At 73.2% G+C, this 17608-nt stretch carries 10 protein-coding genes; 4 read left to right on the forward strand and 6 right to left on the reverse strand.

Going from position 1 to position 17608, the window contains the following annotated elements; translation table 11 throughout:
* Positions 1 to 84 precede the first annotated feature (84 nt).
* Both DA085_RS12130 and DA085_RS12135 read left to right on the forward strand, forming a co-directional pair.
* Positions 85 to 5094: an Lhr family helicase gene (locus tag DA085_RS12130; RefSeq protein WP_109473236.1), complete on the forward strand. Its 5010-nt coding sequence runs from the start codon at positions 85 to 87 to the stop codon at positions 5092 to 5094.
* A gap of 18 nt (positions 5095 to 5112) precedes the next feature.
* Positions 5113 to 5946: a DNA-formamidopyrimidine glycosylase family protein gene (locus DA085_RS12135; protein WP_109473237.1), complete on the forward strand. Its 834-nt coding sequence runs from the start codon at positions 5113 to 5115 to the stop codon at positions 5944 to 5946.
* A gap of 122 nt (positions 5947 to 6068) precedes the next feature.
* On the opposite strand, the gene DA085_RS12140 is transcribed toward DA085_RS12135, so the two are convergent.
* The 6 genes from DA085_RS12140 to DA085_RS12165 all read right to left on the reverse strand — a co-directional run bounded on the left by DA085_RS12140 (position 6069) and on the right by DA085_RS12165 (position 15279).
* Positions 6069 to 6413 carry a helix-turn-helix domain-containing protein gene (locus DA085_RS12140; protein WP_109473293.1) on the reverse strand — a complete coding sequence of 115 codons (345 nt, stop codon included), beginning with the start codon at positions 6411 to 6413 and terminating at the stop codon, positions 6069 to 6071.
* Between the two features lie 80 nt (positions 6414 to 6493).
* On the reverse strand, positions 6494 to 7057 hold the full coding sequence (locus DA085_RS12145) for a CinA family protein (protein ID WP_237565466.1): 564 nt from the start codon (positions 7055 to 7057) through the stop codon (positions 6494 to 6496).
* A 10-nt stretch (positions 7058 to 7067) separates the two neighbouring features.
* A complete protein-coding gene (gene pgsA / locus DA085_RS12150; RefSeq protein ID WP_109473238.1) occupies positions 7068 to 7667 on the reverse strand; it encodes a CDP-diacylglycerol--glycerol-3-phosphate 3-phosphatidyltransferase in 600 nt (199 codons plus the stop codon).
* A complete protein-coding gene (gene rimO / locus DA085_RS12155) occupies positions 7664 to 9196 on the reverse strand; it encodes a 30S ribosomal protein S12 methylthiotransferase RimO (protein WP_109473239.1) in 1533 nt (510 codons plus the stop codon). The genes pgsA and rimO overlap by 4 nt, the downstream gene beginning before the upstream one ends.
* Positions 9197 to 9253: 57 nt before the next feature.
* The gene (locus DA085_RS12160) at positions 9254 to 12268 is read right to left on the reverse strand and encodes an AfsR/SARP family transcriptional regulator (protein WP_154402187.1); all 3015 of its coding nucleotides are present in this window, start codon (positions 12266 to 12268) and stop codon (positions 9254 to 9256) included.
* A 20-nt stretch (positions 12269 to 12288) separates the two neighbouring features.
* The gene (locus DA085_RS12165) at positions 12289 to 15279 is read right to left on the reverse strand and encodes an AfsR/SARP family transcriptional regulator (RefSeq protein WP_161958493.1); all 2991 of its coding nucleotides are present in this window, start codon (positions 15277 to 15279) and stop codon (positions 12289 to 12291) included.
* Positions 15280 to 15373: 94 nt separating this feature from the next.
* Here DA085_RS12165 and DA085_RS12170 point away from each other — a divergent pair, with 94 nt between their 5' ends.
* Both DA085_RS12170 and DA085_RS12175 read left to right on the forward strand, forming a co-directional pair.
* Entirely contained in the window at positions 15374 to 16786 is a 1413-nt protein-coding gene (locus tag DA085_RS12170; protein WP_109473242.1) for an MFS transporter, read from the forward strand.
* On the forward strand, positions 16783 to 17607 hold the full coding sequence (locus tag DA085_RS12175) for an HAD hydrolase family protein (RefSeq protein ID WP_161958494.1): 825 nt from the start codon (positions 16783 to 16785) through the stop codon (positions 17605 to 17607). Before DA085_RS12170 ends, DA085_RS12175 begins: the two co-directional genes overlap by 4 nt.
* Position 17608 lies beyond the last annotated feature (1 nt).

Consider the following 17608-nt stretch of genomic DNA (forward strand, 5'->3'; position numbering starts at 1 on the left):
CGCCGGCAACCGGCACCCTCGCCAGTCGGACCACCCCGCGGCGGCCAGCCCTGACTGTCGGTCCTTCGTGGCAGGCTGCCCCTGATGAGTAGGTCGTCGGACACCGACGTGCTGGACCAGTTCTCCCCCGCGACGCGGGCGTGGTTCCGCGCGTCCTTCGCCGAGCCCACGCAGGCCCAGCGGGGCGCCTGGGACGCCATCAGCCAGGGTCGGCACACCCTCGTGGTCGCGCCGACCGGCTCGGGCAAGACCCTGTCTGCCTTCCTCTGGGCCCTGGACCGCATCGCGACCCAGCCACGGCCGGCGGACCTCCCCCGCTGCCGGGTCCTCTACGTCTCGCCCCTCAAGGCGCTCGCGGTCGACGTCGAGCGCAACCTGCAGTCCCCACTCGTGGGCATCAGTCACGCCGCGACACGCCTCGGCCAGCCCGTGCCGAAGGTGAGCGTGGCCGTGCGGTCGGGTGACACACCCGCCGCCGACCGGCGCCGGTTCGCCCGTGAGGGGGCGGACGTGCTCATCACGACACCGGAGTCGCTATTCCTGCTGCTCACCTCCGCCGCGCGTGAGGCGCTGGCCGGGGTCGAGACAGTGATCATCGACGAGGTGCACGCGGTCTTCGGCACCAAGCGCGGTGCCCATCTCGCGGTCAGCCTCGACCGCCTCGACGCGCTGCTCCCCGAGCCGGCCCAGCGCATCGGACTGTCCGCCACCGTCCGGCCGACCGACGAGGTCGCCCGGTTCCTGACCGGCGGGCGGCCGGTCACCACCGTGCAGCCTCCCTCGACCAAGCAGTGGGACCTGCAGATCGTGGTGCCGGTGCCCGATATGACCGACCCGGGAGCCCTCAACGAGGCCCCGACCCACGACGAGGCCCCGACCCACGACGAGCGACCGACCCATGGCGAGCCACCGACCCACGACGAGCCACCGCCGACGGATGAACCCCCGCCCGAGGACGAGACCCCGCCCACGGACGCGCCCGACGCCCAGGACCCCGCCGTCCCGGACGACCCGTTCGCCGAGCTGCCAGAGCTCGAGGACATCGACTGGACCATGCCGACGAGCGACCCCGTCGAGCGCGCCTCGGTCTGGCCGCACATCGAGCGGCGGATCGTCGACCTGGTCGCCGACCAGACCTCCACCCTCGTCTTCGCCAACTCCCGCCGCCTCGCCGAGCGGCTGACCAGCCGGCTCAACGAGATCTGGGACGAGCAGGGAGAGGAGCGTGACGGCATACTGCTGGACCCCCCAGGCCCGGACGGGCCCGCGCCCGTGCGCCCGCCGGCGCAGATCATGGCCCAGTCCAGCGCCTCCACCGGGGCGCCGCCGGTGCTCGCCCGCGCGCACCACGGCTCGGTCAGCCGCGAGCAGCGCGCCGACATCGAGGACGCGCTCAAGACGGGTCGCCTGCCGGCGGTCGTCGCGACCAGCTCCCTGGAGCTGGGCATCGACATGGGCGCGGTCGACCTCGTGGTGCAGGTCGAGTCGCCCCCCAGTGTGGCCAGCGGCCTGCAGCGGGTGGGTCGTGCGGGGCACCAGGTCGGCGCGGTCTCCCACGGCGTCCTGTTCCCCAAGCACCGCGGCGACCTCCTGCAGAGTGCGGTGGTCGTCGAGCGCATGCGACAGGGGCTCATCGAGGCCCAGCGGGTGCCGGCCAACCCCCTCGACGTCCTCGCCCAGCAGATCGTCGCGATGGTCGCGATGGACGAGTGGGCGGTGAGCGACCTCTACGACCTGGTCCGCCGCAGCGCACCCTTCGCGGCCCTCCCCCGTGGCCTGTTCGACGCGACGATGGACATGCTGGCCGGGCGCTACCCCAGCGAGGACTTCGCCGACCTGCGGCCCCGCATCGTCTGGGACCGGATCCAGGACACGCTCACGGCCCGGCGCGGCGCGCAGCACCTGGCGGTCATGAGCGGTGGCACCATCCCCGACCGCGGTCTGTATGCCGTGATGCTGGCTACCGGCGACGGCCCGGGACGGCGGGTGGGCGAGCTCGACGAGGAGATGGTCTACGAGTCGCGGGTCGGTGACGTCTTCACCCTCGGCACCACCTCCTGGCGCATCGAGGACATCACCCACGACCGGGTGCTGGTGACCCCGGCCCCCGGACAGCTGGGCCGGCTCCCGTTCTGGAAGGGCGACTCCCTCGGGCGACCGGCCGAGCTCGGCGCCGCCGTGGGCACCTTCGTCCGCGAGCTGGCCGCGTCACCCGGGCGCGCCCGCGAGCGGCTGCGCGGCCAGGGACTGGATGAGTATGCCGCCACGAACCTGATCGACTACGTCACCTCCCAGGTCGAGGCCACCGGGCAGGTGCCCGACGACCGGACCGTGGTGGTGGAGCGGTTCCGCGACGAGATCGGCGACTGGCGGGTCGTCGTGCACAGCCCCTACGGCACCCCCGTCCATGCCCCCTGGGCGCTGTGCATCGGCGCGCGGATGCGCGAGCGCTACGGCGCGGACGTGCAGGCGGTGGCCTCCGACGACGGCATCGTGCTGCGCCTGCCGGAGCTCGCCGACGCCGAGCAGCTCGACCGCGAGCTCGCCGACCTGCTGGTGCTCGACCCGGACGAGGTGCACGAGCTGGTCACTGCCGAGATCGGCGGCTCGGCGCTGTTCGCCGCGCGGTTCCGGGAGTGCGCGGCCCGCGCGCTGCTGCTGCCGCGTCGCCGGCCCGACCGGCGTCAGCCCCTGTGGCAGCAGCGCCAGCGTTCGGCGCAGCTGTTGGAGGTGGCCGCCCAGTTCCCGAGCTTCCCCATCGTGCTGGAGGCCGTGCGTGAGTGCGTCCAGGACGTCTACGACGTGGAGTCGCTGACCGCCCTGATGCGCGATGTGGCGGCGCGGCGGGTGCGGGTGGTCACGGTCGAGACGCGGACTGCCTCGCCGTTCGCCCGGTCGCTGCTCATGGGCTACGTCGCGCAGTACCTCTATGAGGGTGACTCCCCCCTGGCCGAGCGTCGGGCCGCCGCGCTGTCGCTGGACCCGACCCTGCTCGCCGAGCTGCTCGGTCGCGGCGAGGGGGCCGCACTGCGCGACCTGCTGGACCCGGACGTGGTGGCGCGGACCGAGGCCGAGCTGCAGCGCCTGGTCCCGGAGCGGCACGCCAGGGACGCCGAGGACGTGCTGGACCTACTGCGCACGCTGGGGCCGCAGTCGTTGCCGGAGATCACCGAGCGCACGGCTGCGGAGGTGCGCCCCGAGGTCGGTGGCTGGCTCGAGACGCTGGCGGCCCAGCGTCAGGTGATCCCGGTGCGCATCGCCGGGGACGACCGCTGGGCCGATGCCCAGGACGCCGCGCGGCTGCGCGACGCCCTGGGTGCTGCCGTGCCGCCCGGTCTGCCCGCCACCTTCCTGGAGGCCGTGCCGGACCCGCTCGGCGACCTGGTGGTGCGCTGGTCACGCACCCACACGCCATACCGCCGCAGCACCCTCGCCCGGCGGCTCGGCATCGGCTCCGCGGTCCTGGGCGACGCGGTGCGGCGCCTGGTGGCCAGTGGCCGGCTGGTGGAGGGCGCCCTGCGTCCACTCGGGGCGGGCTCACCGGCGGGTGAGCCGTCTGCCGACGGATCGTCGGGTGAGTCCGCCGTTGAGCAGGCGGTGCCCGACCTCTGCGACGCCGACGTGCTGCGGATGCTACGGCGGCGGTCGCTGGCCGCGCTGCGCCAGGAGGTCGAGCCGGTCACGCAGCAGACCTACGCACGCTTCCTCCCGACCTGGCAGTCGATCGGTGGGCTGCGCGGCGTCGACGGGGTGCACCGTGCCGTCGAGCAGCTCGCCGGCGCCCGTCTGCCCGCCAGCGGCCTGGAGTCACTCATCCTTCCTGCCCGGGTCCGGGACTACTCCCCTGCCATGCTCGATGAGCTGATGACTGCCGGTGAGGTGCTCTGGCAGGGACACGGCCCGCTGCCCGGCGACGACGGCTGGATCTCGCTGCACCTGGCCGACACAGCCCCTCTCACGATGAGCCCTCCTGAGACCGTCCCGGACCGCGCACCCGGCGGGGCAGCGGACTCCGACGGAGCGGCAGAGGCCGCGGCGGCGCCGGACCTCGGCGGATACGGGTCGACCGGGTCCGGGGCGAGCGCGTCCGGGTCGACCGGGTCCGGGGCGAGCGCGTCCGGGGCGACCGGGTCCGGCGTGCTGGAGCTCCTGGCCAACGGTGGCGCGTACTTCTTCCGGTCCCTCGCCGACACCCTCGGACGGACCGATGACGCCGCGCTGCTCGATGAGCTGTGGTCCCTCGTGTGGGAGGGCAGGGCCACCGGTGACACCCTGGCCCCCGTCCGCGCCCTGTTGTCCGGCGGGCGGGGCGCTCACCGTCAGCGGCAGTCCGGCGCCCGCTCGAGCAGATGGTCGCGGGGCGGCGTCGCCCTGTCGTCCCGCTCGACCCTGGGTTCGCGTCCCGCACGCCCCGCGCTGCCGACCCGGAGCGGGCCGGGCACGGGAGCGGGCCGGTGGTCGGCGCTGCCCGCGGTCGAGACCGACCCGACGGCCCGGGCGCTGGCGACCGCCGAGCAGCTATTGGACCGTTACGGGGTCCTGACGCGCGGCAGCGTCGTATCGGAGGGGACGCCCGGGGGTTTCGCCGGTGTCTACCGGGTGCTGGCGACCGCCGAGGAGGCCGGCCGGGTGCGTCGTGGCTACTTCGTCGAGCACCTCGGGGCCGCCCAGTTCGGCACCGCGGGGGCGGTCGACCGGCTCCGGGCGCTCGGGGCCGACGAGGGCGGGGCGCTGGTCCTGGCTGCCACCGACCCCGCCAGCCCGTTCGGTGCGGCCGTCCCGTGGCCCGACCGGGGCGAGGAGTCCCACCGGCCGGGCCGCAAGGCGGGCGCCGTCGTGGTGGTCGTCGGCGGCGAGCTGGTGCTCTACCTCGAGCGTGGCGGGCGTACCGCCCTGACCTATACCGACAGCAGCGAGGTCTGCACGTCCGCCGCCCGGGCCATCGCTGACCTGGTGCGTCGCGGGCGGGTCGACTCGCTCACCGTGGGAAAGATCGACGGTGCCCCGGCCCTCTCGTCACGACATCCCCTCGCCGCAGCCCTCCAGGAGGCCGGCTTCCACACGGCGCCGCAGGGCCTCCGCCTGCGCCGGTGACCGGCATGGGGTGCTGCCGTGCCTGAGGGTGACGCCGTCTGGCGCACGGCTCGACGACTCCACACGGCCCTCGCGGGCTCGGCGCTCGCCGGGGCGGACCTGCGGGTGCCGGCCCTGGCCACCCGCGACCTGGCGGGCCGCCGGACCCTGGAGGTGGTCCCCCGCGGCAAGCACCTGCTGCACCGCCTCGAGGGCGGGCTGACACTCCACAGCCACCTGCGGATGGACGGGTCCTGGCGGCTACTCACGGTGACCACCGGTGCCGGTGTCACGCCGGATCATCCGGCGACCCGTCGGCATACGGTCCGGGCAGTGCTGTGGACCGACTCGGCCCTGGCCGTCGGTGACAGTCTCGGCATGCTGGACCTGGTGCGGACCGCCGACGAGGCGAGGGTGGTGGGGCACCTGGGTCCGGACCTCCTCGACCTCGCCTTCGACCGGGACGAGGCGCTGAGCAACCTGGTGCGCCAACCGGGGCGGCCGGTCGCCGAGGCGCTGCTGGACCAGCGCAACCTCGCCGGGATCGGCACGATCTATGCCAGCGAGCCGCTGTTCGAGCACCGGATCAGCCCCTGGACACCGGTCGGCGCACTGTCGCGGCACGAGCTGGGGTCGGTGGTGGACACCGCGCGCCTGTGGATGGTGCGCTCCTGCCGGCTGGGCCCCACCGTGCCGATGACGGCCCTGGCACGGGGCCCGGCGGACGGCTGGCTGCCGGGCCACTACCGCGTCTTCGGGCGCCGGGGTCGGGACTGCCCACGGTGCGGCGCCACGATCACCGAGCAGCCGATCGGGGAGGCGCCGCGTGAGCGGGTCATCAGCTTCTGCCCGACCTGCCAGCCCACCCCCTAGCATCCACCGAGCGCGCCGACACGGTTTTCTCGGGTCACCGTGCGCTCGGTCGACGTGATTCTCGAGTCGCCGTGCGCTGGGTCAGGGGTGGCGGCGTGCGCTGGTGACCGGGTCGGGAGCGCTCAGGCGGCAGAGCTGATGAGGCGGCGCTTGGCCTGTGCCACCGTGTCCGGGTGGCGGATCGGCTGCGCGAGGCCATCGGCGAGCACGGTGCTCAGCTGCTGCTCTGCCACCTCTGCCAGGCTGAGCCGGTCAGCGACGCTGGTCAACATGCGGGAGAGCGGCAGGTCCAGCGCCTTGCAGATGGAGGCCAGCAACTCGCTGGACGCTTCCTTCTCGCCGCGCTCGACCTCGCTCAGATAGCCCAGGGAAACCGAGGCGGAGGCCGAGACCTCGCGCAGGGTCCGGCCCTGGTGCTGACGCTCCTCGCGGAGCACGTCGCCCAACTCGCGTCGCAAGAGAACCATTGCCGAAACCTCCCTCATCCCGTCCTGGGTTACCTCAACCGTACAACGCCGGGCCGACAGGAGCCCGCTCGGTCGTGTGCTCAGGCCCGCGCATCGTCGTCCGAGACCATCTCGAGCACCAGGTTGAGGGCACCCTCGACGGTCTGTCGGCGGATCTGGTCACGCGAGCCGTAGAAGGTGAACGCCAGCACCCTGCGCCGGGATTCCCGGGTCACCGCGACGAAGACCGTCCCCACCGGTTTGCCCTCGCTGGGGTCGGGGCCGGCGACACCCGTCGTGGCTACCCCGACGTCGGCTCCGGTGAGCCGCCGCACGCCGTCGGCCATGAGCAGGGCGGTCTCACCGGCGACGGTGCCGTGCTCCTCGATCACGTCCCGGGGAACACCGAGCACACTGGTCTTGAGCTCGGTCGAGTAGGACGCCACCCCGCCGAAGACCACCGCGCTGGCCCCCGGGACCGACGTGAGGGCTGCACAGACCAGGCCCCCGGTGAGCGACTCGGCAGTGGCGACCGAGGCGCCTGCCTCCTTGAGCGCGGTGATCGCCCGGACCGCCAGCGGGTCGACCGCGCCGTCCTCCGGCGCGTCCAGCTCGGTGGGGTCGGGCGCGCGAGGATGCTGCGGTGTCGGCTCCGGGGCGGTCACGCCACCATTCTCAACGGTCCGCCGTGCTCCGGCGCAACCGGAGGGCCTGCACGATGTAGTCGACACCGGTGACGACCGTGACGACGACCGCGGCGTACATCACCCACAGCCCGAGCAGGTGCAGGATGCCGGTCAGCGGCAGGATGAGCAGGAGCAGCCCGATGGCCTGCAGCATCGTCTTGAGCTTGCCGCCCTTGCTGGCCGCGATCACGCCCCGGCGGATGACCCAGAACCGCAGGCCGGTGATGCCGAGCTCGCGCACGAGGATGACGACCGTCACCCACCAGGGCAGGGACCCCAGCAGCGACAGGCCGATCAGCGCCGAGCCCATCAGCGCCTTGTCCGCGATCGGGTCGGCGACCTTGCCGAAGGTGGTGACGAGCTGCCGTCGCCGGGCCAGGTCCCCGTCCAGCCAGTCGGTGAGGCTCGCGACACCGAACACGACCGCGGCCCACCACCGGTGTGCGTCGGACTCGCCCTGGTCCCTCATCAGCAGCCACAGGAACAGCGGGATCATCAGGATCCGCAGCACCGTGAGCGCGTTGGGCAGGTTCCACGCGCTGGCCGTGGGAGTGGCCGGCGTCGCTGCCGGGTCCGGTGTGCTGGTCACGGCGCGGGCGCCTCCGCCTCGGGCAGGACACGGGCGATGAGGTCCACGCCCTCGGTGTCCACCAACTGCGCGCGCACGATGTCACCCACCCGCGGCGGGCTGCCGGCCGGCCAGCCCACCAGGATCGTGGAGCCGTCCACGTCGGGCCCCTGCTGCTCGGCGCGGCCGGTGACCACCGCTTCCCCGTCGTCCTCGATCTCCTCGACGAGCACGCTCACCTGCTCGCCCACCCGGTCCTGGGCACGCTGGCTGGTGAGCTGCTCGACCAGCCCGGTGACCACGGACACCCGCTCGTCGATGACCTCGCGAGGCAACTTGTCGGCATACGTCTCGGCCTCGGTGCCGTCCTCGTCGCTGTAGCCGAAGACGCCGACCACGTCGAGATCGGCCTCCTCCAGGAACGCGGTCAGCTCGGCCAGGTCCTCCTCGGTCTCCCCCGGGAACCCGACGATGACGTTGGACCGGATGCCCGCGTGCGGCACGCGCTCGCGCACCATCCGCAGCAGGGCCAGGAAGGACTCGCGGTCGCCGAAGCGGCGCATGCGCCGCAGCAGGGGGCCGGAGGCGTGCTGGAAGGAGATGTCGAAGTATGGCGTGACACCAGTGGTCTGTGCCATCACCTCGAGGAGCTCGGGTCGGATCTCGGCGGGCTGCAGGTAGGAGACACGGACCCGCTCGATGCCCTCGATGGCCGCCAGCTCAGGCAGCAGCTGCTCGAGGAGGCGCAGGTCACCGAGGTCCTTGCCGTAGGACGTGGTGTTCTCGCTGACCAGGAACACCTCCTTGACACCGCGCTCGGCCAACCAGCGGGCCTCGTCGAGGATCTCGTGCGGCCGTCGGGAGACGAACGACCCGCGGAACATCGGGATCGCGCAGAACGCGCACCTCCGGTCGCACCCGGAGGCGATCTTCAGCGGGGCCCACGGCCGGCCGTCGAGGCGCGCGCGCACGACCGGCGGGCCGGAGGGCGTGCCCAGTGCGTCCGTGCCCTGGGAGTTTGCTGCCACGAAGTCTGCGGGCTGGATCTGCTGGTGCCCGGGGAGCGCGACACCGCCGCTCTCACCCTGGCGTGCGGCGGGGGCGATCGGCAGCAGTGTGCGGCGGTCCCGTGGGGTGTGCGAGATCGGCTTGTGGCCGTCCAGGATCGACTGCAGCTGGTTGGACATGTCCTGGTAGGAGTCGAACCCGAGGACGGCATCCGCCTCGGGGAGCTGGTCGGCGAGCTGCTCGCCGTAGCGCTCCGCGAGGCACCCCACGGCGACGACGGCCTGGGTGCGGCCGGTCTCCTTGAGGTCGCCGGCCTCCAGCAGCGCGTCGATGGAGTCCTTCTTGGCCTGCTCCACGAAGCCGCAGGTGTTGACGACCGCGACATCGGCCTCCGCCGCATCATCCACCAGGGTCCAGCCGCCGGCGGTGAGCCGGCCCGCGAGCTCCTCGGAGTCGACCTCGTTGCGGGAGCAGCCGAGCGTCACGAGCGCGACGGTCCGTCCCTGGGCAGGGGCGGGCAGGTCGGTGACGCGGGGGCTCATGGGGTCCACCTTAGGCGAGCAGAGGCCCTGCGACGCCCTCCCGATCCCGCACGGCGCTCACCAGGGCTCGACGCCCGGCGGTGGCTCCGCGGGAAGCCCACACTCCTGCCGGATCGTCCCCGCCAGCTCGCGCAGCCCCAGAGCCCGGTCGCCCTGCCCGGTCCGGTCACACAGCGCGGCGAACACGAGGAGGGCACGGAACTCCATCTCTGGGAGCTGCAGACGCCGGGCACGCGCAAGGGCCTCCTCGATCGTGGCCAGCGCCGTCTGCGGCTCATCCTCGGACTGGAGATGGGCCAGCGCGATGAGAACAGGGATGACGTCCGCGGGTTCACCTCGGCTGCTGGTCTCCTCGAGGGCCCGCTGGATGAGCTCACCAGCCGCGCCGCGGTCGCCGAGGCGGAACCTGATCTGACCCAACATGCACAGGAAGTCACCGCGCATCACATAGCGGGACATCTGCGTCGCCAGCTCGGTCCCCTCGTGGATCAGGGACTCGGCCTCCCGAAGGCGCCCCTGGAGCATCATCACGCTGGCCAGAAGGCGGAGCACGGAGGTCCGCGTGCGTGGCTGGAGATCCTCGGTGAGCAGCTCCTGCAGCAGCGCCGCGGCACGGTCGAAGCGCTCCAACAGGGTCAGCGCCATCCCCAGGTTGCCGCGGATGGTGGCTTCCTTGTCCGTGTCACCCATCGCCCGACTGTGTCGGCGTGCCGCACTGAGATGCCCCCACACCCGGAGGAAGCGCCCACGCTGAATCATGGGCAGGCAGATGTTGTTGTGCAGCACGGCGAGCCGGCCGGAGTCGCCGGAAGCAACCGCGAGCTCGCGGGCGCGCTCCCACTGTGTGCCGGCAAGATCGACATTTCCCATCCGCTCGTTCACCCCCGCCAGGGCCTGCATGGCATGAGCCGCCGCGACCAGGTCACCGCGCCGCTCGGCCGTGAGGACGGCGGTGCTCTGTAACCGCGCGGACAGCTCGAACATGCCGCGCCCGGCGAGGGCATTGCCAAGGTGGCGGGAGAGCTGGAGCACCTCCTCTCCCGCAAAGTCCGCCGACACCTCAGCCACCGCGACGATGGGCCCGGCCGCCCGGTCAAGCCACTCGTTGGCCTCGCGCAGGTCCGTGAAGATGCCCTGGTCGTCCCGGGCTGCCGTGATGGCCGCGACCGCGATGACTCGCTCCACGTAGTAGCCGAGCAGTCGACACAGCATCCCCTCGCGCTCCGGGTCCGCCAGGTCGGAGGAGCGCTCCGCCGCGTAGGCCGCCAGGAGGTCGTGCTGCCGCACCCATCCACCGTCCAGGAAGGCAAGATTCGCGCGGACGAGGCGTTCGATACCGCGTCGTACGGTCCGCTGGTCTACCCCCGTCAGCGCTGCGAGGCCACCCACGTCGATCGTGTTCGCGACGTTGAGGCCGAGGCCGAGGAACAGTCGCAGGTCCTCGGGGTCCAGGGCGTCCACGGACCAGGAGAAGACCGTGCGTGCGCTGGTCATCGGGTCCCCGACATCCAGCAGATCGAGGACGCTCTCCTCCTCACCGGCCAGACCGGCGTCCAACGGACCCCGCAGCCCCACGTCGCGTGCGCGCAGGGCAGCTACCCGGAGCGCGACGGGCAGCCCAGCGCACCGCTCAGCGAGTCGACCGAGCTCGTCTCCGTCCCCCGCGGCGACGGTCCACGAGCGGGTGCCTGGGTCAGCGGTCCCTGAGTCCGGGCCGAAGACTCCCTCCGGGGCGGCCAGGCTGCGCAGGAGCGCGACCGCGTGCTCGCGAGCGAGCGGCTCGAGCGAGAGGTGGTGCGCGTTCTCACGGACGACCAAGCCGGTCAGGGTGTCCCGGCTGGTGATGACGCTCACGCATCCGGGCGCGGCAGCCAGGAACGGGCGTGCCTGCTCCTCGGTGCGGGCGTTGTCGATGACGACGGCCACCCGACGCCCCGCCAGCAGGCTGCGGTAGGTGGTGATGCGCTCCCCGGTGTCACGCAGGCCCGTCGGGTCACCGCCCAGCGCCCGGATCAGGCGGTCCAGGGCAGTGTCCACCGACGGTCCGGGGGTGGGGCCGTAGGCCATCAGGTCGACGAAGACCTGTCCGTCGGGGAACTCCTCCCGGTGGTGGGCCACCCACGCCACGGCGAGGGCGGTCTTCCCGACACCTGGCAGGCCGGTGATCAGGGCCCGACCGGTGCCCGGCTCCGCCAACGCCCGGTCCAGTTGGCCGATCTCAGCATCCCGGCCGACCAACGGAGCCGTCGGCGGCAGCTGGGCCGGCACTGGTCGGTCGGCGGCCGCGCTCGGGGAGCCTCCGGCCGCCGCCGGCAGGAGTGAGCGACCGCTCAGCACGAACTCCTGCATCGACCGAAGCGCGGTCGACGGCTCGAGCCCGAGCTCCTGGACCAGGTGCGTCCTGGCGTCCTGGTAGACCGCCAGGGCCTCGGCCGGTCGCCCCGCCTGGTGCAGCGCGAGCATCAGCTGCGCGTGCAGCGGTTCGCGCAGCGGGTTCGCCGCCGCGACGCGCTTCAGGTGCCCGAGCACGTCGAGATGGCGCCCGCGTCGGATCTCGGCGGCGAAGAACACCTCCGTCACGTCGCGTCGCAGCTGCTCCAGCCGGTCACCCTCGTCCGTCACCAGCGGCACGTCGATGTCGGGGTAGGCACGCCCCTCCCACGGGTCGGCCCACTGCTCCAGCGCCTGCCGGGCCAGGTCCCCGCGCGCCGGATCCCGCTCGTCCGCCGCGAGGGCCTGCCTCACGTGGCCCTCAAACCGTGCGGCGTCCAGCTCCTGGCAGTTCACGCGCAGCAGGTAGCCAGTGCGATCGGCCACCAGCCGTTCCGGGCTGTCCAGCTCCTGGCGGAACCGGTGGACGTGCAGGTGCAACCGGGCCACGGACCGGCTCCGCTCCCCGGGAGTCTGTCCCTGCGCACTGCCCCAGAGGGCCTCGGTCAGCGCGTCATAGCTGACCACCTGTCCCGCCCGGGCCAGGAGCACGGCCAGCAGGCGCGCACGCTGGGCGCCGCGCGGCCACACCCAGTCCTGACCCAGCCGGTAGCCCACCCGCCCCAGGACCTGAAACTCCATCCGCCTCGCCTCCGCGGTCGTCACCAGGCCTCGTAGGGCTGGACGGCCGGCAGACCACACTCCTGGCGGATGGCTCCTGCCGTGTCGCGCAGCCCGTGCGCCCTGGCCTCCTGACCGAGGGTGTCGCAGACGTCAGCGAAGGCGAGCATCGCCCGGAACTCCGTCTCGCGGAGGCCCTCCCGGCGCGCGCGGGCCAGCGCCTCCTCCAACCTGGCGACCGCCCGACGCGGTTCGTCGGTGACCTCGACACGCGCCAAACCGATGAGGCACAGCCCGATCTCCTGCTGCTCTCCCTGCTCGGAGGCCTCCTCCAGCGCCCGGAGCAGCAGCTGCCTGGCAGCAACGGGATCACCCAGCCGGAAGCGGGTCTGCCCGAGGAGGGAGCAGAGCTCGGTGCGCAGCACGTGGTTGGAGATCTGGGTCGCCAGCTCGATGCCCTCGAGGATCAGGGGCTCCGCGTCGCGGAGCCGTCCTTCACGCAGCTCCAGCATGGCAAGGTTGCGCAGGGCGAAGGACCGCGCGTCCGCGTGCGCCGACTCTCCCACCAGGGTGCGCAGCACCGGCTCGGCCTGCTCGTGGCGCTCCAGCAGCAGGAGGATGAAACCGACGTTGCTGCGGATCGCCTGGGCCCGCGCCCCGTCACCAGCGTTCTCGCAGAGACGCAGCGCGAGGCTGAGGTGACCCCAGACCCGGAGGAACCGGCCCCGGAACATCAACGGGTTGGTGTAGTTGTTGTGGACGACAGCGAGCCGGACGGGGTCACCGGAGGCGATGGCCAGCTCCCGCGCGCGGTCCCACTGTCCCTCGGCGGTCACGTGGTCGCCCAGCTTGCCCGTGACTGCCGCGAGGGACTGCATCGCCGTGGAAGCCGCCGCCAGGTCGCCGTCCCGCTCCGCGACCGTGACGGCGGTGCCGTGCAGTCGCTTTGCCAGCTCGAGCACGCCCCGCCCTCTGAGCGCGGACCCGAGGTCACGGGACAGGGCGGTGACCGCCCTGCCAGCGGAGGCCGGAGCGCGCTCCACCAGAGCGACCAGTGGCTCCGCCGCACGGTCCAGCCACTGGTTGGCCTCTCTCACGTCGCGGAACAGGCCGTGGTCCTGCCCCGCGTTGGTCATCGCATCGACCGCCTGTACCCGCTCCAGGTAGTAGGCCAGGAGCCGGTGCACCATCCGGTCCCGCTCCGGTCGGTCGAGCTCGCTGGCCCGCTCGCGCGCGTAGGCCGCCAGGAGGTCGTGCTGGTGCACCCACCCCCGGTCCAGGTGGGCCAGGTTGGCGCGCACGAGGCGCCCGACCCCGCGGCGCGCGGCGCGCTCGTCGGTGTCCGTGAGGGCAGCCAGCCCGCCCACGTCGATGCGGTTTCCGGCGTTCACGCCCAGGGCCGTGAACAACCGCGCGTCGGCCGGGGCGAGCGCGTCCACGGACCACGAGAAGACCGTGCGCGCGCTGGTCATCGGATCGCCCAGGTCCAGGAGGTCAAGGACGTCCTCCTCCGCGGTGGCCAGGTCCCGGGCCGGGTCCTGCAGGTTGGCATCCCGTGCGCGCAGTGCCGCGACCCGCAGCGCGACCGGCAGCCCGGCACACCGCTCGGCGAGGCGGCCCAGACGGTCGCTCGCGGCCTCGGCACCGTTCGCACCGGCCGCCCCTGGGGCCGAGTCGTCCTGCGGATGGTCGTTCGCACCGACGAGGGATCTCAGCAGGGAGACCGCTTCCTCGCGACCCAGGGGCTGGAGCGGCACGTGATGGGCGTTCTCGCGGGCGACCAGCCCGGCCAGCTGGTCCCGGCTGGTGATCACGCTCACGCAGCCGGGGTCAGCCGGGAGGAACGGTCGCACCTGCTCCTCCGTGCGTGCGTTGTCGACCAGGACCGCGACCCGCTTGCCCGCGAGCCGGCTCCGGTAGGTCGCAACCCGCTCCTCGGTGTCACGCAGCCCGGCCGGGTCTCCTCCGAGCGCCCGGATGAGCCGATCGAGAGCGGTATCGACCGACTGCTGCGGCGCTGGTCCGTAGCCCTGCAGGTCGAGAAAGAGCTGTCCGTCCGGGAACTCGTCGCGGTGCTGCGCGATCCAGGTCACCGCCAGCGAGCTCTTCCCGACGCCGGGCAGGCCTGAGATGAGGGCATGACGCGCCTGCCCTCCGCTCAGCGCCCGGTCAAGCTGCTCCAGCGCCGGCCCGCGACCGACGAGGGGCACCACGGGCGGTAGCTGAGCCGGGGCGGGCACCGCCACCTCGATGTGCTCGGCCTCCGTGGTCGGTGACGCGGGCGAACGGCCGCTCAGGACGAACTCCTGCATCCGGCGCAGCGGCTCGGACGGCTCGAGCCCCAGCTCGTCGACCAGCTGTCGCCGGGTCCGCGCGTAGACCTCGAGCGCCTCCGCCGGGCGCCCCGCCTGGTGCAGCCCCTGCATGAGCGTGACCTGGAGCGGCTCCCGCAGTGGGTGCGCGGCTGCCACACGCTCCAGGTCCGCCAGCACGTCCGGGTGCCTCCCGAGCCGCACCTCCGCGTCGAAGAGCACCTCGGTCACGTCGAGCCGCAGCTGCTCCAGCCGCTGGGCCTCGTCCGTGATCAGGGGGATGTCGAGGTCCGGGTAGGCCGTGCCACCCCACGGGTCAGGCCACTGGGCCAGGGCCCGACGGGCCAGGTCACCACGACTCGGGTCCTGCGGGTCCAGCGCCAGCGCACCCGCGGCGAGCTCCGCGAAACGCGCGGCGTCGAGCTCCTCGCAGGCCACCTGGAGCAGGTAGCCGGTGCGGTCCGCCACGAGCCGGTCCGGGCTGTCGAGATCCTGTCGGAAACGGTGGGCGTGCAGGTGCAGCCGTGCCACGGCTCGGTCGGGTGGGCCCGGTGCGTCATCCTCGACCGGCCACAGCACCTCGGTGAGGGCGTCGTAGCTCACGACCTGGCCGGCACGGGCGAGCAGCACGCCGAGCAGGCGGTGCCGCAGGGCACCGCGCGGGTGCACCCATGCCGCACCGGTGCGGTAGCCGAGACGACCCAGAACCTGAAACTCCATACACTCCCCTCCGCGGCTGACCCTAGCCCTGGTCCCACCCCCGGTGCGAGTCAAATGAAAGCGGTAGGAAAGGCCCGCCACACACCCTCGATCCATGGCAATGACGAGGATCGGGGTGCCCCAGCGTGCACTGACACGCTGGCAGGTCTACGGGGTCTGTCTGGTGATGTTCCTCGAGGGGCTCAGCTCCTCGAGCATCAACGTCCAGGTGGCGGCAGTGCGCGCCGATCTGGCGCCCGGTCCGGTCGGGCTCCAGCTGGTGGCCTCGACGTTCCTGGTGGCCTACGCCGCCCTGCTGCTGCCGTCCGGCCGCCTCGCCGACTGGCTGGACCGGCGCCACGTGTTCCTCGCGGGCCTCGGCCTGTTCGCCCTGGGCAGTCTGGCCGGCGCGCTCGCACCGACCGTGTGGGTGCTCGTGGCCGCCCGCCTGCTCCAGGGAGCGGGGGCCGCCCTGACGGCCCCCGCTGCCCTGGCCCTCATCACCGCTCCGCTGCCCGAGGGAGCCGAACGCAACCGCATGGTGGCGCTCTACGGAGCGCTCGGCGCCGTCGGCTTCTCGACCGGGCTCGTGCTGCCCGGGTTCCTCGTGGCGCAGTTCGGGTGGCGCAGCAGCTTCGCCGTGCTGCTGCCGTTCGTGGCCCTCGTGCTGCTGCTGACCTGGCGCGTGCCGTCGGCGCCCGCCGACCGGGAGGGCGGGGCCGCCAACCGTCCCGACTGGCCCGGAACGGTGGCCCTGCTCGGCCTCGTCGGCGGTGGCACCTGGCTGCTCGGAGCTGCCCGCGACCTCGCGCCGACGACGACCACCGCCGCTGTCGTCCTGCTCACCTGCCTCGGCATCGTCGTGCTGGCCCGCTGGCGGCGCACCGTGCCCGACGGGGTGCTGCGCCGCCCCGCTCGGCTCGCCATGGCCGCCCTCGCCGGCGCCTTCGCCGGCGTGCTCGCCTCGATCTACCTGCTCACCCTGGCGCTGCAGGACTGGCACGGCCTGGACGCGTTCACGGTCGGCCTGCTCATCCTGCCGCAGCCGGCGTGCTTCGCCCTGCTCGCGCGGTGCGGCTCGGCCTGGGTGAACCGCGCGGGCACGCTGCCGCCCCTGGTCGCCGGCATGCTGCTCATCGCCACCTCGATCGGTGTCCTGAGCCTGGCCGGCTCCGGTCGACCACCGGTGCTGCTGGTCCTCCTCGCGATGGCAGGCGTCGGTGCGGGCCTGGCCCTGGTCTATCCCGCGGCGTCCATCCGGGCCGTCAACTCCGCCCCGGAACGTCTGCGCGGCAGCACGGCAGCGGTCCTCACAACCGCCCAGAACATCGGGGGCAGCGGCGGCCTGGCCCTGGTCACCGCCCTGGCCCTGGTGCCGCAGCCCGGTCCTGCCGGGAGCCTCGCGGTCCCGATGGTCGTCTGTGCCCTCATGGTCCTCGCGGGGCTCGCGGTGGCGGGCCGGACCCTCTGCCGGCGGCGCGACCCGAACCTGCCGGACATCGTCGTCATGCGGGAGCTGGGACTGTGAGCGGCCACACCGGGGCAACAACGCTGGTCGTCGCCGACCTGGACGGCACCCTCACCTTCACCGGCCGGGCCCCCGAGCCGGAGGTGCTGGCCGCCTGGGACGCGGTGATGGCCTGCCCGGGCGTGCGGGTCGCCCTGGCGACGGCACGCTCACCGCGCTGCGTCCAGCACTGGTTCGGCCGGCGCCTGGCGCAGACCGACCTCATCTGCTGCAACGGAGCCCTCGTCGTCCCCAGGACCGGGCAGGTCAGTCTGCGTCCGCTCCCGGTGACCGCGGTGCGCCAGGTGGTGCACCGCCTGGCTGCCGAGGGCACCGGTTACTGCCTGGAGTACGGGGACCACTTCGCCGCCAGCGGCCCCGACGTGCTGCCCTGGATGGGGCACAGCCACCGCCGGGTCATCCCGCCGGGAACCGCACCGCAGCTCGAGGGCGTCGTCAAGCTGTGCGTCGCCACCAGCGCGGCCGCCCACCGCGCCACGGCCGGACTGCGCGGGGTCAGCGTCCTGCCTCACTCCACGGGCGACGCCGACGTGATGACCGCCGGTGTCGGCAAGGAGGTCGCGGCGGCGGCGCTGCGCCGCCAGGGGCAGCAGCTGGTGGTGCTGGGCAACGACGAGAACGACCGCGGCCTGTTGTGGGCGGCCGACTCCGCCTACCTGGTCGGGTCCGGTCTGCGCGATCTCGACGTCGTGTCGCACCTGCGACGGGTCCCGGCCGACCCCGCCACCGTCGCGGGCGTGCTGTCCGGCCTGGCCGAGCGGCTCCGCGGAGGGCGAGGTCTCGCGGTGCCACCGGCGTGGCGCGGCGTGCCCGGCGCCTGAC

This window comes from Ornithinimicrobium cavernae, from assembly GCF_003121625.1.
Lineage (GTDB): Bacteria > Actinomycetota > Actinomycetes > Actinomycetales > Dermatophilaceae > Ornithinicoccus > Ornithinicoccus cavernae.